The sequence below is a fragment of the Naumannella cuiyingiana genome, assembly GCF_013408305.1.
Classification (GTDB): domain Bacteria; phylum Actinomycetota; class Actinomycetes; order Propionibacteriales; family Propionibacteriaceae; genus Naumannella; species Naumannella cuiyingiana.
On record NZ_JACBZS010000001.1, the window covers coordinates 1,497,910 to 1,523,682 of the forward strand.

At 71.3% G+C, this 25,773-nt stretch carries 26 protein-coding genes; 6 read left to right on the plus strand and 20 right to left on the minus strand.

Annotated features, from left to right (window positions below; translation table 11 throughout):
* Nucleotides 1-5: 5 nt before the first annotated feature.
* A complete protein-coding gene (locus GGQ54_RS06920) occupies nt 6-437 on the minus strand; it encodes an FxLYD domain-containing protein (RefSeq protein WP_179444720.1) in 432 nt (143 codons plus the stop codon).
* A gap of 215 nt (nt 438-652) precedes the next feature.
* Between GGQ54_RS06920 and GGQ54_RS06925 the strand changes: the two genes are divergently transcribed.
* Genes GGQ54_RS06925 through ppgK form a run of 3 tightly spaced genes read left to right on the plus strand, consistent with a single transcriptional unit; the run spans nt 653 to nt 3,390 of the window.
* Nucleotides 653-1,147, plus strand: a complete 495-nt coding sequence (locus tag GGQ54_RS06925) for a PH domain-containing protein (RefSeq protein WP_179444721.1) — start codon at nt 653-655, stop codon at nt 1,145-1,147.
* Nucleotides 1,144-2,565 (plus strand): PH domain-containing protein, encoded by a 1,422-nt coding sequence (locus GGQ54_RS06930; protein ID WP_179444722.1) that lies wholly within the window; start codon nt 1,144-1,146, stop codon nt 2,563-2,565. The genes GGQ54_RS06925 and GGQ54_RS06930 overlap by 4 nt, the downstream gene beginning before the upstream one ends.
* Before the next feature lie 9 nt (nt 2,566-2,574).
* Nucleotides 2,575-3,390 carry a polyphosphate--glucose phosphotransferase gene (gene ppgK / locus GGQ54_RS06935; RefSeq protein WP_179444723.1) on the plus strand — a complete coding sequence of 272 codons (816 nt, stop codon included), beginning with the start codon at nt 2,575-2,577 and terminating at the stop codon, nt 3,388-3,390.
* A gap of 154 nt (nt 3,391-3,544) precedes the next feature.
* On the opposite strand, the gene nadC is transcribed toward ppgK, so the two are convergent.
* The 3 genes from nadC to nadA are packed head-to-tail and all read right to left on the minus strand — an operon-like array spanning nt 3,545 to nt 6,992.
* Nucleotides 3,545-4,432 (minus strand): carboxylating nicotinate-nucleotide diphosphorylase, encoded by an 888-nt coding sequence (gene nadC, locus GGQ54_RS06940; RefSeq protein ID WP_179444724.1) that lies wholly within the window; start codon nt 4,430-4,432, stop codon nt 3,545-3,547.
* Nucleotides 4,429-5,994, minus strand: a complete 1,566-nt coding sequence (gene nadB, locus GGQ54_RS06945; protein ID WP_179444725.1) for an L-aspartate oxidase — start codon at nt 5,992-5,994, stop codon at nt 4,429-4,431. The genes nadC and nadB overlap by 4 nt, the downstream gene beginning before the upstream one ends.
* Entirely contained in the window at nt 5,991-6,992 is a 1,002-nt protein-coding gene (gene nadA, locus GGQ54_RS06950) for a quinolinate synthase NadA (protein WP_179444726.1), read from the minus strand. The genes nadB and nadA overlap by 4 nt, the downstream gene beginning before the upstream one ends.
* Nucleotides 6,993-7,058: 66 nt before the next feature.
* On the opposite strand from nadA, the gene GGQ54_RS06955 reads away from it, so the two are divergent.
* Nucleotides 7,059-7,784, plus strand: coding sequence for an NrtR DNA-binding winged helix domain-containing protein (locus tag GGQ54_RS06955; protein WP_179444727.1), 726 nt, complete (start codon nt 7,059-7,061; stop codon nt 7,782-7,784).
* 15 nt (nt 7,785-7,799) lie between these two features.
* Here the strand turns inward: GGQ54_RS06955 and GGQ54_RS06960 are convergent, their stop codons facing one another.
* The 10 genes from GGQ54_RS06960 to GGQ54_RS07000 are packed head-to-tail and all read right to left on the minus strand — an operon-like array spanning nt 7,800 to nt 17,231.
* On the minus strand, nt 7,800-8,606 hold the full coding sequence (locus GGQ54_RS06960; protein ID WP_179444728.1) for an ATP-binding cassette domain-containing protein: 807 nt from the start codon (nt 8,604-8,606) through the stop codon (nt 7,800-7,802).
* Nucleotides 8,603-9,442: an ABC transporter permease gene (locus tag GGQ54_RS06965; protein WP_246292579.1), complete on the minus strand. Its 840-nt coding sequence runs from the start codon at nt 9,440-9,442 to the stop codon at nt 8,603-8,605. Before GGQ54_RS06965 ends, GGQ54_RS06960 begins: the two co-directional genes overlap by 4 nt.
* A 20-nt stretch (nt 9,443-9,462) precedes the next feature.
* Complete coding sequence (locus tag GGQ54_RS16945) at nt 9,463-9,633, minus strand: hypothetical protein (RefSeq protein ID WP_246292581.1); 171 nt, start codon at nt 9,631-9,633, stop codon at nt 9,463-9,465.
* Entirely contained in the window at nt 9,633-10,631 is a 999-nt protein-coding gene (locus GGQ54_RS06970) for a sugar ABC transporter substrate-binding protein (protein ID WP_179444729.1), read from the minus strand. The genes GGQ54_RS16945 and GGQ54_RS06970 overlap by 1 nt, the downstream gene beginning before the upstream one ends.
* Before the next feature lie 14 nt (nt 10,632-10,645).
* The gene (gene iolD / locus GGQ54_RS06975; RefSeq protein ID WP_179444730.1) at nt 10,646-12,580 is read right to left on the minus strand and encodes a 3D-(3,5/4)-trihydroxycyclohexane-1,2-dione acylhydrolase (decyclizing); all 1,935 of its coding nucleotides are present in this window, start codon (nt 12,578-12,580) and stop codon (nt 10,646-10,648) included.
* Nucleotides 12,580-13,461, minus strand: a complete 882-nt coding sequence (gene iolB / locus GGQ54_RS06980; RefSeq protein WP_179444731.1) for a 5-deoxy-glucuronate isomerase — start codon at nt 13,459-13,461, stop codon at nt 12,580-12,582. Before iolB ends, iolD begins: the two co-directional genes overlap by 1 nt.
* The gene (locus GGQ54_RS06985) at nt 13,458-14,402 is read right to left on the minus strand and encodes a Cgl0159 family (beta/alpha)8-fold protein (RefSeq protein WP_179444732.1); all 945 of its coding nucleotides are present in this window, start codon (nt 14,400-14,402) and stop codon (nt 13,458-13,460) included. The genes iolB and GGQ54_RS06985 overlap by 4 nt, the downstream gene beginning before the upstream one ends.
* Nucleotides 14,399-15,349, minus strand: a complete 951-nt coding sequence (gene iolC / locus GGQ54_RS06990) for a 5-dehydro-2-deoxygluconokinase (RefSeq protein ID WP_179444733.1) — start codon at nt 15,347-15,349, stop codon at nt 14,399-14,401. The genes GGQ54_RS06985 and iolC overlap by 4 nt, the downstream gene beginning before the upstream one ends.
* 2 nt (nt 15,350-15,351) lie before the next feature.
* A complete protein-coding gene (locus tag GGQ54_RS06995; protein WP_179444734.1) occupies nt 15,352-16,233 on the minus strand; it encodes a TIM barrel protein in 882 nt (293 codons plus the stop codon).
* Nucleotides 16,230-17,231 (minus strand): Gfo/Idh/MocA family protein, encoded by a 1,002-nt coding sequence (locus tag GGQ54_RS07000; RefSeq protein ID WP_179444735.1) that lies wholly within the window; start codon nt 17,229-17,231, stop codon nt 16,230-16,232. Before GGQ54_RS07000 ends, GGQ54_RS06995 begins: the two co-directional genes overlap by 4 nt.
* Before the next feature lie 125 nt (nt 17,232-17,356).
* Here GGQ54_RS07000 and GGQ54_RS07005 point away from each other — a divergent pair, with 125 nt between their 5' ends.
* On the plus strand, nt 17,357-18,100 hold the full coding sequence (locus tag GGQ54_RS07005; protein ID WP_179444736.1) for a GntR family transcriptional regulator: 744 nt from the start codon (nt 17,357-17,359) through the stop codon (nt 18,098-18,100).
* Between the two features lie 149 nt (nt 18,101-18,249).
* Here GGQ54_RS07005 and GGQ54_RS07010 read toward each other — a convergent pair whose 3' ends face one another.
* From GGQ54_RS07010 to GGQ54_RS07025, 4 genes are read right to left on the minus strand one after another with little or no spacing between them, the layout of a single operon-like run.
* Nucleotides 18,250-19,542, minus strand: coding sequence for an MFS transporter (locus GGQ54_RS07010; RefSeq protein WP_343045884.1), 1,293 nt, complete (start codon nt 19,540-19,542; stop codon nt 18,250-18,252).
* 40 nt (nt 19,543-19,582) lie between these two features.
* On the minus strand, nt 19,583-19,969 hold the full coding sequence (locus tag GGQ54_RS07015; protein WP_179444737.1) for a DoxX family protein: 387 nt from the start codon (nt 19,967-19,969) through the stop codon (nt 19,583-19,585).
* Between the two features lie 16 nt (nt 19,970-19,985).
* A complete protein-coding gene (argS, locus tag GGQ54_RS07020; protein ID WP_179444738.1) occupies nt 19,986-21,620 on the minus strand; it encodes an arginine--tRNA ligase in 1,635 nt (544 codons plus the stop codon).
* A gap of 59 nt (nt 21,621-21,679) precedes the next feature.
* Nucleotides 21,680-22,915, minus strand: coding sequence for a Bcr/CflA family efflux MFS transporter (locus GGQ54_RS07025; protein ID WP_218843744.1), 1,236 nt, complete (start codon nt 22,913-22,915; stop codon nt 21,680-21,682).
* 190 nt (nt 22,916-23,105) lie between these two features.
* Here GGQ54_RS07025 and GGQ54_RS07030 point away from each other — a divergent pair, with 190 nt between their 5' ends.
* Nucleotides 23,106-23,930 carry an aldo/keto reductase gene (locus GGQ54_RS07030; RefSeq protein ID WP_179444739.1) on the plus strand — a complete coding sequence of 275 codons (825 nt, stop codon included), beginning with the start codon at nt 23,106-23,108 and terminating at the stop codon, nt 23,928-23,930.
* Here GGQ54_RS07030 and GGQ54_RS07035 read toward each other — a convergent pair whose 3' ends face one another.
* The gene (locus tag GGQ54_RS07035) at nt 23,931-24,596 is read right to left on the minus strand and encodes a SanA/YdcF family protein (RefSeq protein WP_179444740.1); all 666 of its coding nucleotides are present in this window, start codon (nt 24,594-24,596) and stop codon (nt 23,931-23,933) included.
* Nucleotides 24,597-24,660: 64 nt separating this feature from the next.
* Nucleotides 24,661-25,545 (minus strand): helix-turn-helix domain-containing protein, encoded by an 885-nt coding sequence (locus tag GGQ54_RS17585; protein WP_179444741.1) that lies wholly within the window; start codon nt 25,543-25,545, stop codon nt 24,661-24,663.
* Nucleotides 25,546-25,773 lie beyond the last annotated feature (228 nt).

The window sequence follows — 25,773 nt, forward strand, 5'->3', positions numbered from 1 at the left end:
CCGCGTCAACTCTTGACTTCGCCGCGCTTGACGTTGAGCGAGCACTGGGCTGCGTCGCGGTCCAGCTTCGCGCTGATCTTCCAGTCCTTCGACGTGCCCGCCTTCAGGCCCTTCACGACCGCGATCCCGCGGCCGTACACATCGAACGTCGAGTTCACCCAGCTGATCGTGATCACGTAGTCGGTCGTCTTGTCGGTGTTGTTGGTCACCTTGCCCGTGACCGTCTGCTCGCCGGCGTTGGTGCGGCACTCGCCCATCTCGGCATCGGAGCGGGCTCCCGCTTCCTTCTCGATCTTGGGCGGCTCCGGCAGATTCGAGGGGGCAACCCGGTCGGGGTCCACGCCGGTCGGCACCGGGGGCGGCTCGGGGGACTGCCCGCCCGACCCGCACGCCGCAGCCCCGAGGAGCACGGTCGCGGCGGCGGCCGCGGCCAGCATCCGGCGATCCGGCATGAACACTCTCCCCTGCTCGTAATCTGTCCAGCACCCCGACCTACCGAACGTCCGCGAGCACGGACGACAGTTGTGGTCTATCACACTGGTAACAGACCCGACAACGCACGCCGGCCGTCACCCGGGCGGAACGCTATCCCAACTCAGCAGTAACTTCCATCCCGCGCGGCACACCGAGACCACAACGAGATACTGGTCTCGTGACCCCCGAGCAGCTCTTCGCCCCGCCCGATGTCGCCTGGCAACCGCTCGCGCCGGCGTGGCGTACCGTGCGCCGCATCAGCGCGGTGTTCAGCTATCTCGTGCTGTTCGGCGTACCGGCCGCGGTCGCCTGGCCGACGCTCGGTCGACAGTGGGCGATCCCGATCATCGTGCTCGGGGTCGCGGTCCTGATCTGGCGGCTGATCCGGATCGGTGCGCTCTATCGGTCCTGGGGCTACGCCGAACTCGCCGACGACCTCTACCTCACCCGCGGGGTGATGTTTCGCAACCTGACCGCCGTGCCGTACGCGCGGATGCAGGTCGTCGAGGTCGAATCCGGGCCGATCGAGCGCGCCTTCGGCCTCGCCACCGTGAAGCTGGTCACCGCCAGCGCCGCGACCGACGCCACGATCCCCGGACTGACCCCCGACCGGGCGGCCCAGCTCCGCGACCGGCTCACCCGGCGGGCCGAGACCGGGGACTCCGGGCTGTGAGCGAGCGGCCCGGCGACCTCACCCACCCGCCCGCGCTGGAGAAGCGCGCCGAACGCCCCCACCCGCTCTCCCCCCTGATCCGCGGCTGGGTGGTGCTGCTGGTCATCCTGATCGCCATCGCCCGCGACCTGGTGCCCGACCTGCAGCGCAACCAGTTCGACCTGATCGACCTGATCCTCGCCAACGTGCTGCTGGTGATCCTCGGCGTACTGGGCGTGGTGCTGCTCACCGCGCTCGCCTCGTTCCTGACCTGGTGGTTCACCCGGTACGTGATCGACGACGAGGAGCTGCGGATCGAGACCGGTCTGTTCACCAAGACGTCGAAGAGGATTCCGTTCCGACGGATCCAGTCGATCGATGTCATGCAGCCGCTGGCCGCCCGGATCTTCGGGCTGGCCGAGCTGCGCATCGACGCCGGCAGCGACAAGACCGCGCTGCGCTATCTGTCGCGGCGCAAGGCGTACCGGATCCGCGACTACCTGCTCAGCCGCGCGCACGGGGAACAACTCAGCGTCGCCGACTCCGACGCCCGCACCCAGGCCGACGCTTTCCGTGATCTGTCCGCCGATGATCAGGTACTGGTCACCATCCCGCCGCAGCGGCTGCTGCTGGGCTTCCTCACCTCGACCGACTTCTTGGTCTCCGCGGCGCTCTCGCTCGTCGCGGTGGTCGTGTTCTTCCGGCTCGGGCTGGGGGTGTTCTCCTTCGGAGCGCTGATCCCCATCGTGCTCGGCACCCTGCGGATGATCGGTTCGCGGTTGCTGACCCAGTTCAACTACACCCTGGCGAGGACGGGCCGAGGGTTGCGGATCGCCCGCGGCCTGACCAACCTGACCAGCCAGTCCGTGCCGGTCGACCGGATCCAGGGGGTACGCATCACCCAACACCTGCTGTGGAAGCCGCTCGGCCTCTACCGGGTGGACATCGACGTGCTCGGCATCGCCGGCGGCGAGACCAGCCAGGTCAGCTCGATCCTGCTGCCCGTGGGCAATACCCGCGACCTGGCGATCGCGCTCGCCGCGGTGCTGCCCGGGGTGGACCTCGCCCGCGTCCCGCTGTGGCGCAGTCCCGGTCGGGCCCGGTGGCTGCATCCGATCGCGCTGCCGACCTACCGATTCGGCCACGACGCGCTGGTCGCCGTGGCGCGACGCGGCCTGATCGACACCGTGACCAGTGTGGTGCCGCACGGCAAGGTGCAGTCGGTGCGGATCGGGCAAGGGCCGCTGCAGCGGCTGGCGCGCGTCGCCAGCGTGCATCTCGACACGACCCCCGGACCGGTCACCTTCGTCGCGGCCGACATCGATCCCGGTGATGCGCGGGCCTTCGCGCTCAGCCAGCTCGGGCGCTCGGAGCGGGCGCGGGCGGCAGTGGGGCCCCTGGGTGCCGTGCCGGCCCCGGTGCGACGACCCGGCCGCTAGGGTCGATCCATGAGCAATCCAGCCCAACGGCCGGTCCTCGGCATCGACATCGGCGGCTCCGGGATCAAGGGCGCTCCGGTGGATCTCGCGACCGGCGAATTCGCGGCCGACCGGCTGCGCATCGACACCCCGAAGAAGTCGACCCCGAAGCATGTCGCCAAGGTCGTGGTGGAGATCGTTCAGCATTTCGCCGACCAGATCGCCGACGGGCCCGTTGGCGTGACCGTCCCGGCGGTGGTGATCGACGGCGTCACCCGGAGCGCCGCGAACATCGACAAGTCCTGGATCGGTGCCCACGCCCGTGACATCTTCGCCGAGGCATTGGGCCGGGAGGTGGTGCTGGTCAACGACGCCGACGCCGCCGGCCTGGCCGAGGTGCAGTACGGGGCGGCGCGCGGCAATCCGGGCAAGGTGTTGTTGACCACGCTCGGCACCGGCATCGGCACCGCGCTGATCTACAAGGGCGTGCTGGTACCGAACACCGAGCTCGGCCACATCGAGGTCGACGGCCACGACGCGGAGACGAAGGCATCGTCGGGGGTCAAGGACAAGGAGGGCCTGAGCTACAAGGAATGGGTGCCACGGCTGCAGCGCTACTACGAGATGCTGGAGTTCCTGACCTGGCCCGATCTGTTCGTTGTCGGCGGCGGCGTGTCGAAGGACTCGGCCAAGTTCTTGCCCCTTCTCAAGATCAACGCCCCGATCATCCCGGCCAAGCTGCTGAACAAGGCGGGGATCATCGGAGCGGCGTACCTCGCCGCCGACCCCGATCAGGCCGCGGCCCGCGCCGGCACCGATCCCGCCCACGCGGGCACCGCCGACTGATCGACCCGGCTGCACGGCGACCGGACCGACCAGCCGACCGAAACCGACCACTCGCGTCGATTCCGGTCGACATCCGTAGCGCGAAGGCAACCGAAACCGGCACCAGCGGTCGGTATCGGCTCGAGGCGCGACCGCACCTACGAAATGCGGGTGGTCAGCGCAGGTCGAGGCCCACATCCAGAGCGGGCGCCGAGTGGGTGAGCTCGCCGACGGCCAGGTAGTCCACGCCGGTGCCGGCCAGCTCGCAGGCACCGCCCAGGTGCAGCCCGCCGGAGGCCTCGGTGCGGGCGCCGGCGGCGCGCGCCCGGCGTACCGCCTCCGCCACCTGCCGGCCGGTCATGTTGTCCAGCAGGACCATTCGCGCCCCGGCGGCCAGCGCCTCGTCGACCTGATCGAGGGTGTCGCACTCGACCTCGATCGGCAGCTCGGGCGCGGCCGCGCGGACGGCGTCCAGCGCCGCGGTCACCGAGCCCGCCGCGGCGATGTGGTTGTCCTTGATCAACGCAGCATCGCCCAGGCCCATCCGGTGGTTCAGCCCGCCGCCACAGCGCACCGCGTACTTCTGCAGGGCGCGCAGACCGGGCACCGTCTTGCGGGTGTCGCGGACGCTCGCGCCGAGCGCGGCGGCCTCCTCCACCCAGCGCGCGGTCAGGCTGGCGACGCCGGAGAGCTGACCGAGCAGGTTCAGGGCGGTGCGCTCCGCGGTCAGGATGGTACGCAGTGAGCCGCTGACGACGAGCACGGTCTCCCCCGGCGCCACCGGATCGCCGTCGGATCGCAGCTCCTCGACCCGCACGGTCCCACCGCTCGCGCGGGCGCACGCGGCGAACGCGGCGGCCGCCACCCCCACTCCGGCGAGCACCCCGCACGAGCGGGCCACCACGTCGGCGACGCCCTCGGCGTCCTCGGCGATGGTGGCGGCGGTGGTCACGTCCGGCCCGAGCGCCAGGTCCTCGGCCAGGGCCAACTCCACGACGCGGGCGATCTCCTCGGCCGACGGCGGGGCCGGCGCGCCGAGCGGCCGATCGAGTTGTGCGGTCATGCGGCAACCTCCCGGCTCGGGCCGGCGAAGGACCCGTCCGGGCCCAGCACCAGCGACTGGTGCCGCTGCCAGCGTTCCACCGGCGCCGGGTGATCGGCGCGGCGGTGACACCCCCGGGACTCGGTCCGGTTCGCCGCCGCCGTGGCGATCAGCCGGGCGACCAGGTGCAGGTTCGCGGCCTCGGCTGCGGCGATGCTAACCCGCCCGGTGGCCCGGGCGCCGATCCGGGCGAGCTCGCCGCCCAGGCTGCGCAGCCCGTCGGCATCGCGCAGCAGCCCGGCGCCGCGCGACATCGCTGCGCCGATCGCGGTCCGCGCGCCCGGGTCGAGCAGCTCGGTCGGCGGCGGGTCCACCGGGTCGCCGGGCGCCGGGACGCCCGCGGCGAGCAACCGGCCGGCGGCGGCGCCGGCGACCAGCGCCTCGGTCAACGAGTTCGACGCCAGCCGGTTCGCGCCGTGTACGCCGGTGCCGGCGACCTCGCCGACGGCGTACAGCCCGGGTATGCCGGTCCGGCCGCGAAGATCGGCCCGCACCCCGCCGCAGTGATAGTGCTCGACCGGCCGCACGGGGATCGGCTCGCTGACCGGGTCGATCCCGGCGGCACGGCACGCCGCGGCGATGCCGGGGAAGTGCTCGTCGAAATCGGCGATCATGGTCGCGTCCAGCAGCACGTGATCGGCACCGCTGTTGATCAACTCCCGATGGATCGCCGCCGCGACCACGTCCCGGGGGGCAAGATCACCGAGCGGATGGACGCCGGCCGTGATCGAACGGCCGTCCACACCGATCAGCCGCGCGCCCTCCCCGCGTACCGCCTCCGAGATCAGCGCCACCCGCTCGCCCGGCACGGCCAGGCCGGTCGGGTGGAACTGGACGAACTCGGCGTCGTTGATCACCGCGCCCACCCGGGCCGCCAGCGCGAGGCCGTCGCCGGTCGCGGTGTCGGGATTTGTCGAGGCAGCGTAGACCCGGCCGATCCCGCCCGTGGCCAGCACCACCGCCCGCGCGGCGAGGACCTCCCGGCGCCCGCGGCGGTCCAGCGTACGCACGCCCGCGACGGCACCCGCCCGGTCGCGCAACAGGTCGGTGACCATCGCGACGCGGACTTCCAGCGCCCCGCGATCGACGGCGCGCCGGGCGGCCGCGGCCAGGGTCGCGGCGACCTCGGCGCCGCTGGCATCGCCGCCCGCGTGCACGATCCGCCGCGCGCCGTGGCCGCCCTCCAGCCCGAGCGCGTAGCCGCGCGGCCCGGCGTCGAAGCGGGCGCCGAGCGCGGCCAGCCGGTCGATCGCGGCGGGCGCGGCGGCGACCAGTGCGGCGACCGCGTCCGGATCGCACAGGCCGGCCCCGGCGGCGATGGTGTCGGCGGCGTGCGCGGCCAGGCTGTCGGCCGGGTCGCTGACCGCGGCCAGGCCGCCTTGGGCCCACGCGGTCGAGCCGTCGCCGAGCGCGCCCTTGACGACGATCATGGCCGGTACGCCGGCCTCGGCCAGCCGTAGCGCCGCCGCCAGCCCGCCCGCCCCGGCACCGATGATGATCACCGGGCGCCGATCGGCGCTCATTCCCCGCTCCCGGGGTTGCCGATGGCGATCATCTTGCGCACCGCATCGCGGGCACGCTCGGCGATGTCGGGCGCCACGCGTACCTCGTCGCGACCGGTACGCAGCGCGTTGATCAACTTCTCCGGAGTGATCATCTTCATGTAGCGGCAGCTCGCCTGGGGGTTCACCGGCTGGAAGTCGGTGCCAGCATTGGCCTTGCGCAACTGGTGCAGCATGCCGACCTCCGTCGCCACCAGCACCTTGCGCGCGGTGGAGGTGCGCGCCGCGTCCAGCATCCCGCCGGTCGACAGCACGTGGGTACGCTCCGGCGCGAGCTCGCCCGAGGAGGTCATCCACAGCGCGGAGGTCGAGCAGCCGCACTCGGGGTGGACGTACAGCTCGGCATCGGCGTCCGCGCGTACCGCCGCGACCAGGTCGTCCGGCGAGATGTCGGCGTGCACGTGGCACTCGCCGAGCCAGGTGTGCAGGTTCTCTCGACCCGTCAGCCGGCGCACGTGCGCGCCGAGGAACATGTCGGGCAGGAACAGCACCTCACGGTCGGCCGGGATCGAGCGCACCACCTCGACCGCATTGGACGAGGTACAGCAGATGTCGGACTCCGCCTTCACCTCCGCGGTGGTGTTGACATAGGCGACGACCGCGGCGCCGGGGCGCTCCGCCTTCCAGGCCCGAAGCTGGTCGGCGTCGATCGTGTCCGCGAGCGAGCAGCCGGCGCGCGCGTCGGGAATGATCACCGTCTTGTCCAGGGACAGGATCTTCGCCGTCTCCGCCATGAAGTGCACGCCGGCGAAGACGATCGTGCCCGCATCGGACTCGGCGGCCAGCCGGGACAGCGCGAGCGAGTCGCCGACGTGATCGGCGACGTCCTGGATCGCTGGCATCTGGTAGTTGTGCGCGAGGATCACCGCATCCCGCTCGGCGGCGAGCCGGCGTACCTGCGCGAACCAGTCGGGCCCCGGGTCGCCCGTCGCCGCGGGGTGCTGCACCGTCGTGGTCATCTCGTGCTCCTTCTCGCCAGGTTTTCGACTGTCAGTCGTAAACTGCGTCGAAGCTAGCATGCCGTCGTGCCGTCCTCCAGCCCACCCCCCGCCAGCGCCGGCCCCGAGCCCGCCGTGCCGCGGTTTCGGCACGAGGCGCTGGCCGCGGTGTTTCGGGTCAGCGAGACCGCGCGCGGGCCGGCGCTGACGGTGCTCGGCTGGCAGCGCTCGCGCGATCCGTACGCCGGCGCGTGGTCCGTGCCGAGCGGCCCGGTGGGCGCCGAGGAGACGATCGGCGCGGCGGTCGCCCGGCACCTCGCGGCGAAGGTCGAGCTGCGCGAGATCGCCCACCTGGAACAACTGGAGACCCGCAGCGAACCAGGGCGCGACCCGTTCGACCGGACGATCGCCACTGCCTACCTCGGCCTGGTGCCGGTGACCGCCGACCCGGTACTGCCGCCCAACGCGGCCTGGCTCGATCTCGCCGAGCTGCCCGCGATGGCATTCGATCATGAATCGGTGATCACGTCGGCGCGCGACCGGCTGCGCTCGAAGCTGTCGTATGCCAACCTCGGCTTCGCCCTGGCGCCCGACGAGTTCACGATCAGCGGGCTGCGCGAGATCTATCGCGCCGCGCTCGGCCACGACGTGTCGGCGACCAACCTGCAGCGCGTGCTGGAGCGTCGCGGCCAGCTCGAGGCGACCGGGCGTACCGCCCCCGCGTCCGTGGCCGGCGGCCGGCCGGCCAGGCTGTTCCGGTTCACCCGCCGCGAGCTGCAGATCACCGACCCGTTCGCCGCCCTCCGACCCTGACCGACCGGCGCAAACTCAGCGATCGGCGCCCAGCTCGTGGCTCAGCTCGGTGAGCTCGTCGCCTCCGGCCATCTCCGCGGTCAGGGTGTCCAGGCTGAGTTGATCACGCGGGGCGTTCAGCGCGAGCCGACCCAGCTTGAGGATCACGAACTGCCCGCCGACGAGGTACGCGTGGTGCGGGTTGTGGGTGATGAAGACGACGCCGAGCCCCGCATCCCGCGCCCTGGTGATGTAGCGCAGCACCACCCCGGACTGCTTCACGCCCAGCGCCGCGGTCGGCTCGTCCAGGATGATCACCTTGGCGCCGAAGTAGACCGCGCGGGCGATCGCCACCACCTGCCGCTGGCCGCCCGACAGCCTCCCGGCGGGGCGGTCCAGATCGGGCAGCTCGATTCCCATCCGGGCCAGCTCCTCGCCGCAGATCTGCTTCATCTTGGCGATGTCGAGGCGGCGCAGGGGCCCGGTGACCAGCTCCTGGCCGAGGAAGAAGTTCCGCCAGACCGACATCAGCGGCTCCAGCGCCAGGTCCTGGTAGACGGTGGCGATCCCCGCCCCCTGCGCCTCGCGTGGCGACGCGAAGTGGGTCACCTCGCCGTTGACCCGCATCTCGCCCTCGTCGTAGTCGTGCAGGCCGGCCATGATCTTGATCAGCGTCGACTTGCCGGCGCCGTTGTCGCCCAGCACGCAGGTCACCTCTCCCTGGCGTACCGCCAGGTCGATGCCCTGCAGCGCCGCGACATTGCCGTACCGCTTGCCGATCCCGCTCAGCTCCACGATCGCCGAGGTCGGGTGCTGCCCGGCGGTGGTCTCGTCGGTGCTCATCGCGCCTCCGCCCGCCGCTTGACGGCCAGATTGACGATCGTCGCGAGCAGCAGCATCGCGCCGAGGAAGGCACGGAACCAGTCGGGATTCCAGCCCGCATAGTTGATCCCGAGCTGCGTCATGCCGAAGATCAGCGCGCCGATCGATGCGCCGATCACCGACCCGTAGCCGCCGGTCAGCAGGCAACCACCGATCACCGCCGCGATGATGAAGATGAACTCCTTGCCGATGCCCTCGCCCGATTGCACCGTGCCGTAGCCGAACAACAGATGCATTCCGGACAACCACGCGCAGAACCCGACGAACAGGTAGAGACCGATCTTCGTTCGCTGCACGGGTACGCCAACCGCGCGCGCCGCGGCCGCATCCCCGCCGGAGGCGAAGATCCAGTTGCCGGCGCGGGTACGCAACAGCACCCACGTCGCCACGATCGTCAGCAACAACCAGTAGAGCACCGTGATCTTGAGCGTGACCGGCCCGATGGCGATCTCGGAGCCGAAGATCGCCTGCGCCGAGGCGTACCCGTCCATGTCGCTGATCCGCGGCGACGCGACCGAACCGCCCACGGCGCGGGTGACGCCGAGGTTGACCCCCTGCAGGATGAAGAAGGTGCCGAGCGTGACCAGGAAGCTCGGCAGACCGGTTTTCAGCAGCAGCCAGGCGTTGAACGCCCCGACGGCCAACGACAACACCAGGGCGAGCAGCACGCCGGCCCATACGTTCAACCCGAAGTACCAGGCGAACAGCGCCGCGGTCAGGCCCGAAGAGGTGATCGCGACCCCGGTCGACAGATCGAACTCCCCGCCGATCATCAGCAGTGCGACGGGCACCGCCATGATCCCGATCGTCGACGCCCCTACAAGATCGTTCCGACATTGGCAACGTTGCGGAACGGTGGCGCCACCAGCATGAACAGCGCAAAGATCACGCAGGCGCCGATCAGCGCGCCGATCTCGGGGCGGCCGAGCAGCACGACCAGCGGGCTGCGCCGCCGGACGCGATCCTCGACCAGGGCCGCGGCGGACATCAGCGCTTGCCAGCCTTGGCGAACTCGGCGACCGCGTCCACATTGGTCTGGTCAACGAAGGCGGGCCCGGTGAAGGTCGCCTCGCCGCCGCCGATGGTGTTGCCATTGGTCTTGTACAGCCACAGCGCGTCGACGGCCAGGTAACCCTGCAGGTAGGGCTGCTGGTCGACCGCCCAGGCGACCTCGCCATTCTTGATCGCGTCCACCAGCTCGGCATTGGTGTCGAAAGTCGCCACCTTGGCCTCGCGGTTCGCCTCGCCGACCGACTGCACCGCGGTCAGCGCGAACGGCGCACCCAGGGTGAGCACCGTGTCGATCGACGCGTCCTGTTGCAGCTTGGAGGTGATCGCGGCCTGGACGCCCGGCATGTCGGTGCCGGTGACGTAGAGCTTCTCCATCGGGCCGAAGGCCTTGGCGGCACCGTCGCAGCGCGACTCCAGGCCGACATTGCCCTGTTCGTGGATGACGCAGACGGCCTTCTTCGCGCCGTCGGCCTTCATCCGTTGCCCGGCGGCCTCGCCGGCGACGGTCTCGTCCTGGCCGAAGAAGCCGACCATCCCGAAGTCCTGCCAGGTGTCCATGCCGCTGTTCAGCCCGGTGACCGGGATGCCCGCCGCGGCTGCCGCCTTGACGTTGGCCTGCATCGCCTCCGGCTTGGCCAAGGTGACGGCGATCCCGTCGACCTTGCGGTCGATCGCGGTCTGCACGAGGTTGGCCTGGTTCGCCCCGTCGGGATCGGAGGAGTACTCGAGCTGGATGTTGTCCTTGGCCGCGGCGTCCTCGGCGCCCTTGCGGACCAGGTCCCAGAAGGTATCGCCGGGAGCGCCGTGGGAGATGAAGGCCACCGTCATCGTCGGGGTGTTCGCCTGGCCGCCCCCACCTCCGGGAGCGGGCTCCTCGCGCCCTCCGCCGGAACTGCATGCCGCCATGCCCAGCCCCACACCGGCGGCAACCACCGCCACCGCGAGACGCCGCACCACATTGTGCTTTGTTCCCATCAGCCTGTCCTTCCTCAGCTCCCCGGGTTCGGGGATCGGTCCCAGTCGGGTGGAGCGACCAGCGGGCGCTGGTTCTCCTTTTCCTTGCGGTAGTTCTGGTACGCCTCGCGCGTGCTCGCCAGCTCGGCGACCTCGCTGACCGGCACGTCCCACCAGGCCGCCGAGTCCGGCGCCGGGACGGTCGGGTCGGTCTCGACGGTGATCACCACCGGCCGGTCGGGCGGCGCGGCCTTCGCCTGCGCGATCGCGTTGATCAGCTCCTCGCGGTCGCCGGCGGTGATCACGGTGGCGCCGAGCGAGGCCGCATTGGCGGCAAGGTCGACACCGACGGGCTCCGCATCCAGCCGCCCGGTCTCGCCGCGGCGCCGATAGCTGGTGCCGAATCGCTGCGAGCCGAGCGATTCCGACAGCGCGCCGATCGAGCCGAAGCCATGGTTCTGCACCAGCACGACGATGATCTTGACCCGCTCCTGCACGGCCGTGGCCAGCTCGGCCGACATCATCAGCCAGGATCCGTCGCCGACCATGACGAAGACGTCGCGGTCCGGGTCGGCGAGCGCGATGCCGAGGCCGCCCGGCACCTCATAGCCCATGCACGAGTAGCCGTACTCCACGTGATACCCGCGCCGGTCACGCACCCGCCACAGCTTGTGCAGGTCGCCCGGCATCGAACCGGCCGCGCAGACCACGGTATCGCCGGGATCGCTGTACTCGTTGACGATCCCGAGCACCGCCGACTGCACCATCCGGCCGTCGGTCGCGGCGGGCGCGGCGTACGCGGCGTCCACCGTCGCGTCCCAGGCCGCGCGCAGCTCGTCCTGGCGCCGCAGATGGGCCTCATCGACACCCACGCCGGCGAGCCGTTCGCGCAGCGCCCGGATCGCCTCGCGCGCGTCCCCGCGCACCGCCAGCCCGGCTTGCTTGGCGGCATCGGGTGCGGCCACGTTGAGGTTGACGAATCGCACGTCCGGGTTGGCGAACAGGGTCCTCGACGCGGTGCTGAAATCGCTCCACCGCGTGCCGATGCCGATCACCAGATCGGCGTCGCGAGCGAGGGCGTTGGCGGCGGTGGTGCCGGTGGCGCCGACGGCCCCCATCAGCCGCGGATCGCCGTGCAGCAACGATCCCTTGCCGGCCTGGGTCTCGGCCACCGGGATGCCGGTGGCGGCCGCGAACTCCGCCAACTCGTCCTCCGCGCCCGAGTAGTGCACTCCTCCGCCGGCGATGATCAGCGGCGCGGATGCGGCCTTGATCAATTCCGCGGCTTCGGCGAGGGCGGCGGGGTCGGCCGGCGCCCGCTCGATCCGCCAGGTCCGCTCGGCGAGGAACTCCTCCGGCCAGTCGTATGCCTCGGCCTGGACGTCCTGGGGAAGCGACAGCGTGACCGCCCCCGTCTCGGCCGGATCGGTCAGCACCCGCATCGCCTGCAGCGCGGCCGGGATCAACTGCTCGGGCCGGGTCAGGTTGTCGTAGTAGCGCGACAGCGGGCGGAAGGCATCGTTCACCGTGACATCACCGGCGCGGGAATCCTCCAGTTCCTGCAGCAGCGGGGAGGCGGCCCGCCCGGCGAAGGTGCTCGACGGCAGCAACAGCACGGGCAGCCGGTTGATCGTGGCCAGCGCCGCGCCGGTCAGCATATTGGTCGAGCCCGGACCGACGCTCGCCGTGCACGCCCACGCGGCGGTCCGGTCGCGGTGCCGGGCGTACGCCACCGCCGCGTGCACCATCGCCTGCTCGTTGCGGGCCAGCACGTACGGCAACGTCGGGGGTACGCCGTCCTCGGTGGCGGCGAGTTCGGCCTGCAGCAGCGCCTGGCCGACGCCCGCGACATTCCCGTGCCCGAAGATCCCGAACACCCCGGCGAAGAACCGCGAGCGCTCGCCGTCGCGCTCCACGTACTGACGGGAGAGGAAGGTGATCAGCGCCTGGGCCGTGGTCAGGGTGGGCATCAGGACCGCCCGCCGGTGAGCCGCGGATCGGGGGCCTGGCCGGCCCAGTCGTCCCGGACCCAGGCGTGCGCCGGGTCGTCGCAGATCAGCCACGCCCGCTCAGCTCCGGGGCCGGCCATCACGTTCAGGTAGTACATGTCGTAGCCCGTGGGCGCCATCGCCGGACCGTGCCAGCCGTGCGGCACCAGCACCACGTCGCCGCCGCGGACCTCGGCCAGCACGTCGATCGGGCGCTCGTCGGTCCCGTAGACGCGCTGGTAGCCGATCGGCTCGGTGCCCGCGGGCCCGGTCAGCTCGAAGTAGTAGATCTCCTCCAGCTGGGTCTCGACGCCCGGTCGCTCGGTGTCGTGCTTGTGCGGGGGCCAGGACGACCAGTTGCCGGCCGGGGTGATCACCTCGCAGGCGATGATCGAATCGGCGTCGAGCACGCCCGGCGTACCGAAATTGCGGACCAGCCGGGTCGCCCGGCCCGCGCCGCGGACCTCGATCGGCACCGCGTCCGCGGCGATTCGCGCGAGCCGGTCCGGCGCGCCGTCGCCGGTCACCTCCGCGGACGCCACCGCGATCCGCACCGGCCGCTCGCCCTCGTTGATCACCGACCATTCGGTGTCCGGCGGGAGGTACGCCACATCGGTCGGCCCGGCGAAGACCGACTCCCGCCCGGCGAGCACCACGCGCTCGCCGCCCGCCTCGACCGCGGCACCGCCGCGCAGCGGCACGACGATGCCCTCGCGGTCGGCGAACCGTTCCGTGAGCCGCGCGCCGGGCGCGACCTCGCGGACCAGCAGCCCGGTATGGCGCCAGCCGGGGATCGTCTCGTCGACGGTCACCTCGCCGGCGCCCCGGTCGGCGCGCAGGACCCAGGGGCTCTGCCCGGTCATCGAAGATCTCCTTGTGTCGGTTCGTTCGTCGGTTCGTTCGTCGGTTCGTGGACCAGGGCGGCGGCACGAGACACCGCGCCGGCCACATCGCCATCGGGCGGATAGAGCAGCGACCGACCGATCACCAGCCCTCGCACCTGCGGCGGCCGGAGCGCGCGTGCCCACCGCCGATAGGTCTCGGCGGGCGCCCCGGTCGGGTCGCCGCCGAGCAGCAACACGGGCAGCGTGGTCGCCGCCATCACCTGCTCGCATTCGTCCACCACGGGCAGTTTCAGCCAGGTACGCTCGCTCGCCGATCCCAGGCCGGCGGCAACATGGATCGATCTGATCACCGACTCCGGGTCGAGCTGGTTGGCCAGTCGGCCGCCGCTCCGGGCCGCCCAGAACGGCTCCAGCATGGCGAGCAGGCCCCGATCGGCGAGCCCGTCGATCATGGTCGCGCAGGTCTCCAGGGTGGCGACCGTCGCGGGATCGCCGGGATCGATCCGCAGCAGCATCTTGCCGCCCTGCATCCCACGCTCGGCCAGCCGTTCCGGCCGGTAGCCGGTGATCCGGTCGTCCAGCTCGAAGACCGATCCCGCCAGGCCGCCGCGATTCATCGAGCCGAAGACGTGCTTGTCCTCCAGCGCACCGAGCAGGACCAGATCGTCCAGCACATCGGCGGTGCCGAGGACGCCGTCCACCCCCGGGCGATCCAGGGCGACCAGCAGCCGGGCCAGCATCTCGCCGCGGTCGGCCATCGCGTCGGCGCGATCGCGTACCCCGAGCGCACCGCGCGCCGGGTGGTCGGCCGCGATGATCATCAGCCGCCCGTCGGCCGGCAGTCCGTCGGGCCGGCGCCGGTCCCGCCACGCCGCCGCCACCCGGCCCGGGTCCAGCGCCCGCAGCTCGCTCAGCTCGGCCACCCGGCCCGCTGCCCGGCTGGACTGGCCGGCGCTCATGCCCGCCCCCGCTCGATCGCCGCGTCGACCTCGGCACTGTCCGGCATGGCGGTGGAGCATTCCAACCGCGAAGCCACGATCGCGCCCGCAGCATTGGCGAAGGCGATGCTGCGGCTCAGCGACCAGCCGGCCAGCAGCCCGTGCACCAGGGCGCCGCCGAACCCGTCGCCGGCGCCGAGTCCGTTGACGACCGTGGTGGGCAGCGGCGGAACCTCGATCCGTTCGTCGGCGGTGGCTGCCAGCACCCCCGCCGGGCCCTGCTTGACCACGGCGAGCCGCACCCCCCGGTCGAGCAGCGCATCGGCGGCCCGATCCGGATCGGTCTCGCCGACCGCGACCTCGCACTCCTCGCGATTGCCGACCGCGACGCTGACCAGCGGGAGTGCCTCGGCGATCACCGCCGACGCCTGCGCGGGGTCGGTCCAGAACATCGGCCGCCAGTCGAGATCGAGCACGGTGTGCCGGTCCCCCGACACCGGCCCACGGTGCCGCCACGCGGCGAAGTGGGCGTCGCGGCTCGGCTGTTGGGACAGGCCGGTGACCGTGGACCAGAACACGGTGGCGTCGGCGATCGCGGGCAGCGGCAGATCCTCCGGCCGGACCAGCAGATCCGGGGCCGTCGGATACCGATAGAAGTAGAGCGGGAAGTCGTCGGGCGGGAACACCTCACAGAAGGTGACCGGCGTGGGCGGGCCGCCCGCGATGTCGATCACGTAGGAGTCGTCCACTCCCAGGCGGCGCAGCTCGTGGTGCAGATAGGCGCCGAACGGATCGTCGGCGACGGCGGTGATCACCGCGGCGCTGTGGCCGTGCCGGGCCGCGGCCACCGCGACATTGCTGGCGGTGCCGCCGAGGTACTTGCCGAAGGTCTGCACGTCGGCCAGGCCGACGCCGTGCTGGAGAGGATAGATGTCGACGCCGATTCGGCCGAAGGTGAGCAGATCCATGATCAGTTTCCCATCCCGATCAGGAAGCGCAGGCTCGCGGCGACATCGCGCACGGGTCCGTCGCCGGTGGGTTCGGCCTGCAGCACGGTGTCCTGCTCCAGCACGTACCAGCCCGCATAGCCCGCGGCCTCGAGCGACCTGACGATGGTCACAAGATCGACATCCCCCTGACCCAGTGGCGCGTAGATGCCGCGGCGTACCGCCTCGGTGTAGGTCAGCTCGCCCGACCGGACCCGGTCGACCAGCTCGGCCCGGACATCCTTGAGGTGCACGTGTTCGATTCGCTCCGGGTCAGCCGTCGCGATCGCGACGGGATCGGCGCCCCCGATCATCAGGTGACCGGTGTCCAGGCACAGCCCGATGGTCGAGCCGGCCAGCACGCGCTCGGTCTCCGCCGCGTTCTCGATCATGGTGCCCACATGTGGATGCAGGGCGGCGACCAGCCCGGCCGCGCGTACCTCGCGATCGATGGCGTCGAGATGTTGCAGCAGTACCGTCCACTGCGCATCGTCCAGCTCGGGGCGCGCATCGTAGCCGTCGGCGCCGGTGGCGGCCGCGATCACCACCACGGACGCACCCGCGGCGGCGAGCGGAGCCAGCGCCTCGCGTACCTGCGGCAGCGGGTCGTGGTGCGGATCGTGCAGGACCACCGGGACGAACTGGCCGACGGCGGCGAGCCCGTAGGAGGCAAGCAGCTCGATCTTGTCGGCCATCGCCTCGGGCAGGAAGCCATCCGGGCCGAACTCGGTCGCCGCCAGGCCAAGATCACGCATCTGCTCGAGCACCGGCTCCGGCCGGTACTGCCAGCCCCAGCCGGGCACCTCGCAGACGCCCCAACTGATCGGCGCTCCCGCAATGCGCCCGCTGATCGTGCCCGCGCTCATCCGGTCACCTCCGCCAACGCCACCGGACGGCCCTCGGCAAGCGACCGGGCGCACGCCTCGGCGACCCGGAAGGCCTGCAACGCATCGGCCAGGGTGCACGGCGACGGCGCGTTGCCGCGGGCAACCTCGGCGAACTCGGTCAGCTCGGCGACATACGCCGGGGCGAACCGCTCCATGAAGCTGTGCACCACGCCCCGGGCTGGGCCGCCCGATCGCCCGGGCTCCGCGCTGCGCAGCGCGAGCGTGTCGTCCAGCCCGACGGCGAGGCTGTCCCGCTCGCCGAGCAGCTCCAGCCGGACATCGTGCCCGGCACCGTTGTAGCGGCCGGCAGAGGCCAGCACCAGCGGCCCGTTCTCCAACGTCAGCACAGCCGCACCGGTGTCCACATCGCCGGCCTCGGCGAAGAACGGCTCGCCCTGGTTCGCGCCGACGGCGTAGGCCGAGACGAATTCCTGCCCCGTGACGAACCGGATGATGTCGAAGTCGTGGATCGAGCAGTCCCGGAAGATGCCGCCCGACCCGGGCAGATACGACCGGTCCGGCGGCCGCTCGTCGAGGGTGTTGGCGCGCAGGGTGTGCACGAAGCCGAGCTCGCCGGCGGCGACCGCCGCCCGCGCGGCGCGGTAGCCGGCATCGAAGCGGCGTTGGAAACCGACCTGGATCGGTGCCGTCGCCGTCTCCGCGAGCCGGGCCAGTTCGCTCGTCTCGGCCAGCGTGCCCGCCACCGGCTTCTCGCAGAAGGTCGGGATGCCGGCGGCGATACCGGCGCGCAGCAGCTCGGCGTGGACCGGGGTCGCCGCGGCGATCACGAAGGCATCCACCCGGTCCAACAGCTCGTCCACCGAGGCCGCGGTCGTCGCGTCGACCCGGTCGGCGAGCGCGCTCGCGGCATCCGCGCGCGGATCGGTGATCACCAGCGCATCCACGAAGTCCAGGCCGGCCAGGGTCTCGGCGTGGAACGCCCCGATCCGCCCCACTCCGGCGAGCCCGATCCGCATGCCTTGTCCTCCTCGACGTCGCCGCTGGTTCGCTCCCAGCGTGCTCGATCGGCCCCGGCCCGTCAAGCTTTGTCCGGACATTTGCTTGTTCGCACGATCGGCGTGCGCTGTCCTAGGCTGGTGCCATGGCACCCCAACCGCTGCCGCTGGTGCTCGATCGCGGCTCCCCGGTGCCGCTGTACCACCAGCTTGCCGAGCAGCTGGCGGCCGCGGTGCGCACCGGCGTACTGCTGCCCGGCGACGGCCTGGAGAACGAGTTGGCCATGATGGACCGGCTCGACGTCTCCCGCGCGACCGTGCGCCGCGCGATCCAGCAGTTGGTGGCCCAGGGCCTGTTGGTACGCCGTCGCGGGCGCGGCACCACCGTCGCCGATCGCCTGGTGCACCGCAAGGTCGAGCTGACCAGTCTCTACGACGATCTCGTCGGCGCGGGCCGCGAGCCCAGGACCGAGGTGCTGCAGCACCGCCGCGGCGCCGACACCGAAGGCGCGGCGGGGCTCGGGCTGGTCGATGACGACGAGGCGCTGCTCTACCTCGAGCGGGTGCGCTATGCCGACGACGAGCCGATCGCGCTGCTGCGCAACTGGCTGCCGCCGGCGCTCGCCGACATCGACGCGACGGCGCTCGAGGGTGACGGGCTGTATGCCGTGTTGCGCGCCCGCGGCGTACGACCGCAGGTGGCCCACCAGACGATCAGCGCCCGGCCACCGAGCGCACGCGAGCGCCGGCTGCTCGGAATCGGCCGCGGGCAACCCGTGCTGACCATGACCCGGCTCGCACTGGCCGCCGACGGCACTCCGATCGAGTACGGAAGCCACTGCTACCCCGCCGCGGCGTACAACATCACCGTGATGATCGACGAGCGCTGACGCCCAATCCGGCACCCGCGAACCGAACCGGCACCCGCGAGCGATACTCAGCCCGCACCTGCCGGTTCAGCCCGCACCTGCCGATTCAGCCCGCGGGTGCCGGTACACCCCGCGGATAGCGCGGCACGCCAGCCAGGGGCCTCGGTTGATCAGCGCGTGGCGCGTACGACGCGGTAACGGACGAAGGCCGGTACGGCGAGGGCGGCGAGCACGGTACCGATCACGACCAGCAGGCCGCCGCCGGCCGAGGCGACCACCGTGCCGACCGCGGCCGCCGCGGCTCCGTGGGCGACATCGGCGATCCGCGGACCGCCGGCCACCACCACGGTGAACACGCCCTGCAGCCGACCGCGTACCTCGTCGGTCGCCGCCTGCTGCAGCATCGACATCCGGAAGGCCGCGGACGACATGTCGGCGGCGCCGCCGATCACCAGCATCAGTACGGCAACCACGAGCGCCCAACCGGCGACCCCGCCGCCGAAGCCGATCGCCACCCCGAAGCCGGCCATCGCCAGCCCCCAGACGATGATCGCGATGACGACCGCGCGGCCCTGCCGCTCGACCCGCGACACCCAGCCGGAGAAAACGCCGCCGATCACCGCCCCCAGCGGGATCGCCGCGAACAACGCCGCGAACGCCAGCCCGCCATCGATCGGCCCGCCGAAGCTCTCGTGGGCGATCTGCGGGAACAGCGCCCGCGGCATGCCGAAAACCATCGCGATGATGTCCACCACGAAGGACATCAACAAGATCTTGTGCCCGGCCAGGTAGGCGAAGCCGTCGATCACCGACCGCAGACCGGGTACGCCGCTCACGCCCGTCGGCGGCAATGGAGGCAGCGCGATCACGGCGAGCAGGGTGGCACCGAGGGAGAGGGTGTCGATCAGGTAGAGCAGCGGCAGCCCGACGAACGGGATCAGCGCCCCGGCGATCAGCGGACCGGCGATCCCGCCGGCCTGCATCACGGTCATGTTCAGCGCGTTCGCCGCGGGAAGTTGATCATGAGGCAGGAGCCGCGGCAGGATCGCGCTGCGTACCGGCTGGTTGATCGCGAAGAACGACTGCTGCACCGCGAACAGCACCAACACCAGCCAGACATTGTCGAACCCGAGCTGCGCCTGCACCCAGAACAGCGCGCTGGTCCCGATCAACCCCAGTGTCGTCACGATCAGCAGCACCCGGCGGTCCACCGCATCGGCCAGCGCGCCGCCCCACAATCCGAAGACGATCAGCGGCACCAGCCCGAAGATGCCGGTCAGGCCGACCATCGCCGAGCTCTGGGTCAGCGAGTAGATCTGGGCCGGGACGGCGACGACGGTGAGCTGGGCGCCGATCACCGTGACGATGTTGGCCAGCCACAGCCACCGGAAGTGCCGGTTGGTCATCGGCCGGGTGTCGGCGAACATGCCGCGCAACCGGCTGCGCACGTCTGGCCGGGTCACCGGCGGTCAGTTGGGCTGCCAGTGCTCACGTCGCCGGTGATCACGTTTCGTGGGTGGTCCGGGGCGCGGACCGACGGCGGAAGATCGCGATGATCACGGTCAGCACCAGGAACGGGATCGGCCCGGCAATCCCCTCGGGCTGCAGCACGGCGTGGCTGATCAGCGCGCCGACCATCAGCGCGGCCAGGCACACCGCGGCCAGCCGGACGAACCGTGGGATCAACAGCCCGATCGCGCCGGCAATCTCCAGCACGGCGATCACGATCGGCAGCCAGGCGTCGGTGCCCATCCGCTCGAAGACGACCATCGTCGCCGGCTGTCTGGTCAGCTTGCCGAATGCGGCGAACAGGAAGCCGAGCGCGGCGAGCACCTGCAGGATCCACAGCACAACATTTCCGACCCGCCCGCCGCTGGTTCGCTCGCTCATGCCGCCACCCTAGACCTCACATCCGCTCCGGCGCGGTGATCCCCAACATGTCCAGGCCGGCCGCCAGCACGTCCTTGGTCGCCTGGGTCAGCCCGAGCCGCGATGCCCGGACCGGGTCGGTGGACTTCAGCACCGGGCACTGCTCGTAGAAGGTGGAGAACAACTCGGCCAGCTCGTAGAGATAGGTCGTCAGCTTGTGCGGCTGCAGGCCGGCGGCCACCTCCTGCACGGCATCGTCGAAGCGCGTGAGCTGCAGGGCAAGCTGCTGTTCGGCCGGCTCGCCGAGCACGCTGACCGGGCCCGTCGCATATCCCTCGGCCTCGGCGCGACGCAGCACCTGGTTGCAGCGGGCGTGCGCGTACTGCAGATAGGGGCCGGTGTCGCCGGTGGTCCGCACCATCCGGTCCAGGTCGAAGACATAGTCCTTGATCAGCGAGTTGGACAGGTCGGCGTACTTGATCGCGGCCAGCGCGATCTCCGGCGTCGCCTCGGTCTCGGCGGCATCGAGCAGCGACTCCAGCGTCGCGGTGGACCCGTCGCGGGTCTTCAGCGGCTTGCCGTCGGTGCCGAGCACCATGCCGAACGGCGTGTGCCGCGCCTCGACCCGGTCGGGCAGCCAGCCCGCGGTACGCGCCACCGAGAACACCTGCCCGAAGTGGTCGGACTGCCGCGCATCGACCACATACAGGACCCGGTCCGCGCCCAACTCGTCGACCCGCAGCCGGATCGCGGCCAGGTCGGTCGCGGAGTAGCCGAAGCCGCCGTCGCGGTTGCGGACGATCATCGGCGCGGCGTACCCGTCGACGAAGACGCACAGCGCACCCTGGTCGATCACCGCGATCCCGCGGCTCTCCAGCTCGTCGACCACCCCGGGCAGCGCGTCGTTGTAGCGCGACTCGCCGTCGAAGTCGTCCAGCTCGACCAGGATCCCGAGCCGGCGGTAGGACTCCATCAGCCCCCGCCGCGACGCGTCGACCAGTGCCCGCCAGATCTCCAGCGTCGCCGGGTCACCCGACTGCAGCGCCACGACCCGCTTGCGGGCCCGGTCCGCGAAGGCTGGGTCGTCGTTGAAGCGGGCCTGGGCGCGCTTGTAGAGGGCCTCGGACTCGGCGAGCCCGAGCGCCGAGGCGTCGGCGCCCTCGTCCAGCACCTGCTCGACGAGCATCCCGAACTGTCGGCCCCAGTCGCCCATGTGGTCCTGCGGGATCACGGTGTGCCCGAGCGCGGTCAGCACCCGATTGAAGCAGTCGCCGATGATCGAGGTACGCAGGTGGCCGACATGCATCTGCTTGGCGACGTTCGCGCTCGGGTAGTCGATCACCACCGTCTGCGGCGAGTCGGTGATCACCAGCCCGTTGGCCGGATCGGTACGCACCCGCTCGGCCTCGGCGGCCAGCACGTCGGCCCGCAGCCGGATGTTGATGAAGCCGGGGCCGGCGATCTCCAGCGGCTCGGCGATGTCGGCGACGTCGATCTGGTCGACCAGCCGTTGCGCGATCTCGCGGGGGTTGGCGCCCTCCGCCTTCGCCAGGCGAAGCGCCACATTGGACTGGAAGTGGCCGAACTGCGGCTTGGTGGCGGGGCGCAGCTCCGGATCGAGCTCGGCCGCGGCGCGGAACCGCGCGCCGAGCAGGGCAGGCAGGGACGACATGGGTCCCATTGTGCTCGGTGGGGCGAGCGGTGCCGAATCGGTCCACCGCGCCCCGGGCGTCACTGGCGGTCGACCTGGTGATCGACCCGCAGGTGCCAGACCCAGAACAGCGCGCCGAGGATCGTGAAGCCGAGCACGGCAATCGCCATCGCCAGCAGCGATGACGTGATCACGGGCGCGAGCAGGCCGGCGGTCAGCGCGTTCAGCGCCAGGGTGAGGAAGGCCGCGATCGAGGTCGCCGCGCCGCGGGCCTTCGGGAACATGTCGACGACCGCGAGCTGGATCGGCGGGAAGGCGAGCGATACGCCGAAGCCGAGAATGGCCGGAGCGATCACGGCCCACGGGAGGGTACGCAGGGCCGGGGCGAGCATCAGGACCACGCCCAGCGCAGCGGCGCCGAGCTGGATGGCGATGCCGATTGCCACCCCCCGGTTCCGCGACAGCCGGCCGGCCGTCCGGCCGCTGACGAAGGCGCCGGCCATGAAGCCCGCGATCATCGGCAAGAAGAGCTTCCAGAAGTCCGTCTCGCCCTGGCCGAGCAGATCGACCACGACGATGGCCGCCGAGCCGATGTAGAGGAAGTAGGCGCCGAACAAGAACGCGCCGGCCCAGGTCACCCGGTGGAACCGGGCGGTGCGAACGACGCCGGCCATCGACCCGAGCAGCGCGCGGATGGACAGCGGGGTACGCCGCTCCACAGGATGCGATTCCGGCAGCGCGACGATCACCACGCCGACCAGCAGCAGGCCGAGACCACCGAGGAAGCCGAAGATCAGCCGCCAGGAACCGACGGTGGCGAGCCAGCCGCCGATGATCGGCGCAAGCGCGGGCGCCAGACCGAAGATCATCATCACCCGGCTCATCAGGCGCTGGGCATCGGCACCGTGATAGAGATCGCGGATCATGGTCCGGGAGATGATCACGCCGCCGCCGGCGGACAACCCTTGCAGGACTCGGCAGAAGATCAGGACACCGATCGAGGGCGCGAAGATCGCCGCGATCGAGGCGACGCTGTAGGCGAGCAGGCTGACCAGCATCACCGGCCGCCGGCCGACGGCGTCGGAGATCGGGCCGTGGAAGATGCTCATCGCGGCGAAGGCGAGCAGGTAGCTGGAGACGAGCTGTTGGGTCACGGTCGCGTCGACCGCGAACTCGGTCTGCAGATGCGCGAAGGACGGGTAGGGGGTGTCGATCGAGAACGGCCCGAGCATGCCCAGCATCGCGATCGCGATCGGGGCGACCGTGGCCTGCCAAGGCTGCAATCCGGCGGGGGTACGGTCGTCCGGATCGGTCACCCGGTCATGCTGCCAGCCCGGCGCCGGCCAGCCACACCGGTCCCACCCTGCAAGCGGGCGGCGGCCGGCGAGCCGTTGCGCAACACCGGAACAGGCCGACGGCGACGATGTTGTAGACAAGAGATGGCGCCACGCCACCGATCCGGTCCGGGCACACCGGTCCGGCCCGCAGAACCGAGGAGTTGACCCGATGACACAGGTTCCGAACATCACGCTGAACGACGGCCGCGAGATCCCGCAGCTCGGCTACGGCGTGTGGCAGGTCTCCGGCGACGAGATCGTCGACGCCGTCGGCAAGGCTTTGGAGATCGGCTACCGCCACATCGACACCGCCGCGGCCTATCAGAACGAGGAGGGTGTCGGACAGGCGATCCGCGAGTCCGGCGTACCCCGCGAAGAGCTGTGGGTGACCACCAAGCTGTGGAACTCCCGGCACGACGACGCGCGCGCGGCGCTCGAGGAGAGCCTCGGCAAGCTGGGCCTGGACGCGGTCGACCTCTACCTGATCCACTGGCCGGTCGCCGGGCAGGGCCAGCACGTGCAGGCCTGGGAGTCCCTGGTGCAGGCCCAGCGCGACGGCCTGGCGAAGTCGATCGGCGTGTCGAACTTCAATGATCACCATCTGCGCGAGGTGATCGACGCGACCGGCGTCACGCCCGCGGTGAACCAGATCGAGGTCCACCCGACCTTCACCCAGCCCGAACTGATCCGGCTGAACGATGAGCTGGGCATCCGCACCGAGGCGTGGAGCCCGCTCGGCCAGGCGGCCGATCTCGACAACCCGGTGATCACCGAGCTGGCCGAGAAGCTGGGCCGCACCCCGGCGCAGATCGTGCTGCGCTGGCACCTGCAGAAGGGGCACGTCGTGTTCCCCAAGTCGGTCACCCCGAGCCGGATCGAGGAGAACTTCGCCGTCTTCGACTTCCAGCTCACCGAAGCCGACCTGGCCGCGATCGATGCGCTGAACGCGGACAACCGGATCGGTCCGGATCCGGAAACCTTCGACCTGGCGTGATCAGCCGCGGCGCAGGATGCGCGCGACGGAATCGTCGGGCGCATCCTGCCGCGGCTGCCGGGCCGTCACCACGTCGGCCAACATCTTCCACGCGGCCCCGAACTCGCGCGCCTCGCCGTACCACCAGGTGATCGAACCCTGCCGCACGGAGTCGTCGCCGACCCCGATCGCATCCACCCCGACGAGCTTGCAGGTGGTCACCGCGCGCGGCAGGTGGAAGGTCTGGCTGATCAGGGTCAGCTTGTCGACGCCGTACACGTCGCGGGCCCGCACACACGAGTCATAGGTGTCGAAGCCGGCCGGATCGTCGATGATCACGTCGGCGGGTACGCCGGCCGCGACCAGGCCGGCGCGCATGGCCCGCGGCTCGTCGTAGAACGGTTCCCGGTTGCCGGAGACGATGATCGCGCGGAGCCTGCCGGCGTGCCAGAGCCGGGCGGCGACATCGATCCGCGCCTGCAGGAAGGCGGACGGCACGCCGCCGGGCTGCACGGCCGCCCCGAGCAGCAGGCCGACCGGGCGCTGCGGGGCCCCCGCCTCGGCGGGCAACCGGCCCGCCGCCCAGACCCGGGTCGCCACCCCAGGAGCGAGCGCCAGCACTGCGGCGAGCGCGGCGACACCGAGCGCGGTACGCACCGCTCGGCGGCGGCGGGCGGGGCGGAGCATGCGGCCAAGGATAGGTCGCGGCTCCGACCCGGGCGGCCCACGCGCGCCGAAACCGACGCCGCGCTCAGCCGCGGTCGGAGTCCAGGAGCTGTTGGCCCAGCGGCGAGCGGCGATAGACCACGTGGCGGCCGTCCCGGGCCGAGTCCAACAGCCCCGCCCGGTGCAGCGCCCGCAGGTGCTGGTTCACCGCCGAGGCGCTCACGCCCAGCTCGTCGGCCAACCCCCGGCTGGTCTGCGGCTCCCCCGACAAGATCAATACGGTCGCCTTGGCGCGCCCGAGCAGGCTGTGCAGGTGATCGGCGGCCCCCACCCCGTCGCGGATGGTGATCAACTCCGAGGCGCGGACGGGATACATCAACATCGGCGGCGCCTGCGGCCCGAGCGGATGCGACACCCCGAAGGTGAACATCGACGGCACCAGGACCAGGCCCGCCCCGTCGGTCGCCCGCGTCCAGCCGTCGGTCGAGTACGGGTTCTCCACGACGATCGTCGTCTGGTCCAGCCGGACCTGATCGGACAGGCCCTCCAGCATCGTCGCGATCCCGTGCTCGGCCGCGGTCTGGCCGCGATCGGCGATGTCGGCGCGCAGCAGTGCCCGGAAGCCGAACCAGTGCGGCGCCAGGCACGCATCCCAGTAGGCGCGCAGGGCATCGACGATCTGCCGGCGAGGATCGGCACTGAGCACGGCCGGCCAGCCCTGCGGCCAGATCAGATCGAGGTCGCGCCGCACGCGATCGAGATCGGCATCCTCGACGGCCGCGAGCTCGTCGGCCAGATCGGTCAGGGCCTTCTCCGGACGTGGATTGCAGAAATCCGGGGTGAGGAAGTCATCGGTGATCAGGGCCGAGATCACCGAGCTGTCGAGCTGCCGACGCGCCGCCCGGGTCGCGCGCAACCAGCGGCGAGCCAGCGGATAGGCCGCCGGTGAACGCAGCGCTCGCAACGACATGACAAGTTCGTTGAGCGGTGACACCCCGAACCGGATGCCCACGAGATCTCGATCGTGAAGCCGGTAGGCGATCACGCGGGGAGATTATCAGGATCAAGCCGACGGCTACATCGGTGGCGGCCCACAATCCGCGCGGCGGAACGTCGTCGACTGCACGACCTGGAAGTCGCTGGAGACGCCGAACACGGTCGAGTACGGGACGGAGTTCTACGCCGACCAGCAGATCAC

Bases quoted from the DNA above. Each gene is read 5' to 3' on its own strand.
- GGQ54_RS06920 (WP_179444720.1), bottom strand. From the start codon at position 437: ATGCTGGCCGCGGCCGCCGCCGCGACCGTGCTCCTCGGGGCTGCGGCG.
- ppgK (WP_179444723.1), top strand. From the start codon at position 2,575: ATGAGCAATCCAGCCCAACGGCCGGTCCTCGGCATCGACATCGGCGGC.
- nadC (WP_179444724.1), bottom strand. From the start codon at position 4,432: ATGACCGCACAACTCGATCGGCCGCTCGGCGCGCCGGCCCCGCCGTCG.
- nadB (WP_179444725.1), bottom strand. From the start codon at position 5,994: ATGAGCGCCGATCGGCGCCCGGTGATCATCATCGGTGCCGGGGCGGGC.
- nadA (WP_179444726.1), bottom strand. From the start codon at position 6,992: ATGACCACGACGGTGCAGCACCCCGCGGCGACGGGCGACCCGGGGCCC.
- GGQ54_RS06960 (WP_179444728.1), bottom strand. From the start codon at position 8,606: ATGAGCACCGACGAGACCACCGCCGGGCAGCACCCGACCTCGGCGATC.
- GGQ54_RS06965 (WP_246292579.1), bottom strand. From the start codon at position 9,442: ATGGCGGTGCCCGTCGCACTGCTGATGATCGGCGGGGAGTTCGATCTG.
- GGQ54_RS16945 (WP_246292581.1), bottom strand. From the start codon at position 9,633: ATGTCCGCCGCGGCCCTGGTCGAGGATCGCGTCCGGCGGCGCAGCCCG.
- GGQ54_RS06970 (WP_179444729.1), bottom strand. From the start codon at position 10,631: ATGGGAACAAAGCACAATGTGGTGCGGCGTCTCGCGGTGGCGGTGGTT.
- iolD (WP_179444730.1), bottom strand. From the start codon at position 12,580: ATGCCCACCCTGACCACGGCCCAGGCGCTGATCACCTTCCTCTCCCGT.
- iolB (WP_179444731.1), bottom strand. From the start codon at position 13,461: ATGACCGGGCAGAGCCCCTGGGTCCTGCGCGCCGACCGGGGCGCCGGC.
- GGQ54_RS06985 (WP_179444732.1), bottom strand. From the start codon at position 14,402: ATGAGCGCCGGCCAGTCCAGCCGGGCAGCGGGCCGGGTGGCCGAGCTG.
- iolC (WP_179444733.1), bottom strand. From the start codon at position 15,349: ATGGATCTGCTCACCTTCGGCCGAATCGGCGTCGACATCTATCCTCTC.
- GGQ54_RS06995 (WP_179444734.1), bottom strand. From the start codon at position 16,233: ATGAGCGCGGGCACGATCAGCGGGCGCATTGCGGGAGCGCCGATCAGT.
- GGQ54_RS07000 (WP_179444735.1), bottom strand. From the start codon at position 17,231: ATGCGGATCGGGCTCGCCGGAGTGGGGCGGATCGGGGCGTTCCACGCC.
- GGQ54_RS07005 (WP_179444736.1), top strand. From the start codon at position 17,357: ATGGCACCCCAACCGCTGCCGCTGGTGCTCGATCGCGGCTCCCCGGTG.
- GGQ54_RS07015 (WP_179444737.1), bottom strand. From the start codon at position 19,969: ATGAGCGAGCGAACCAGCGGCGGGCGGGTCGGAAATGTTGTGCTGTGG.
- argS (WP_179444738.1), bottom strand. From the start codon at position 21,620: ATGTCGTCCCTGCCTGCCCTGCTCGGCGCGCGGTTCCGCGCCGCGGCC.
- GGQ54_RS07030 (WP_179444739.1), top strand. From the start codon at position 23,106: ATGACACAGGTTCCGAACATCACGCTGAACGACGGCCGCGAGATCCCG.
- GGQ54_RS07035 (WP_179444740.1), bottom strand. From the start codon at position 24,596: ATGCTCCGCCCCGCCCGCCGCCGCCGAGCGGTGCGTACCGCGCTCGGT.
- GGQ54_RS17585 (WP_179444741.1), bottom strand. From the start codon at position 25,545: ATGTCGTTGCGAGCGCTGCGTTCACCGGCGGCCTATCCGCTGGCTCGC.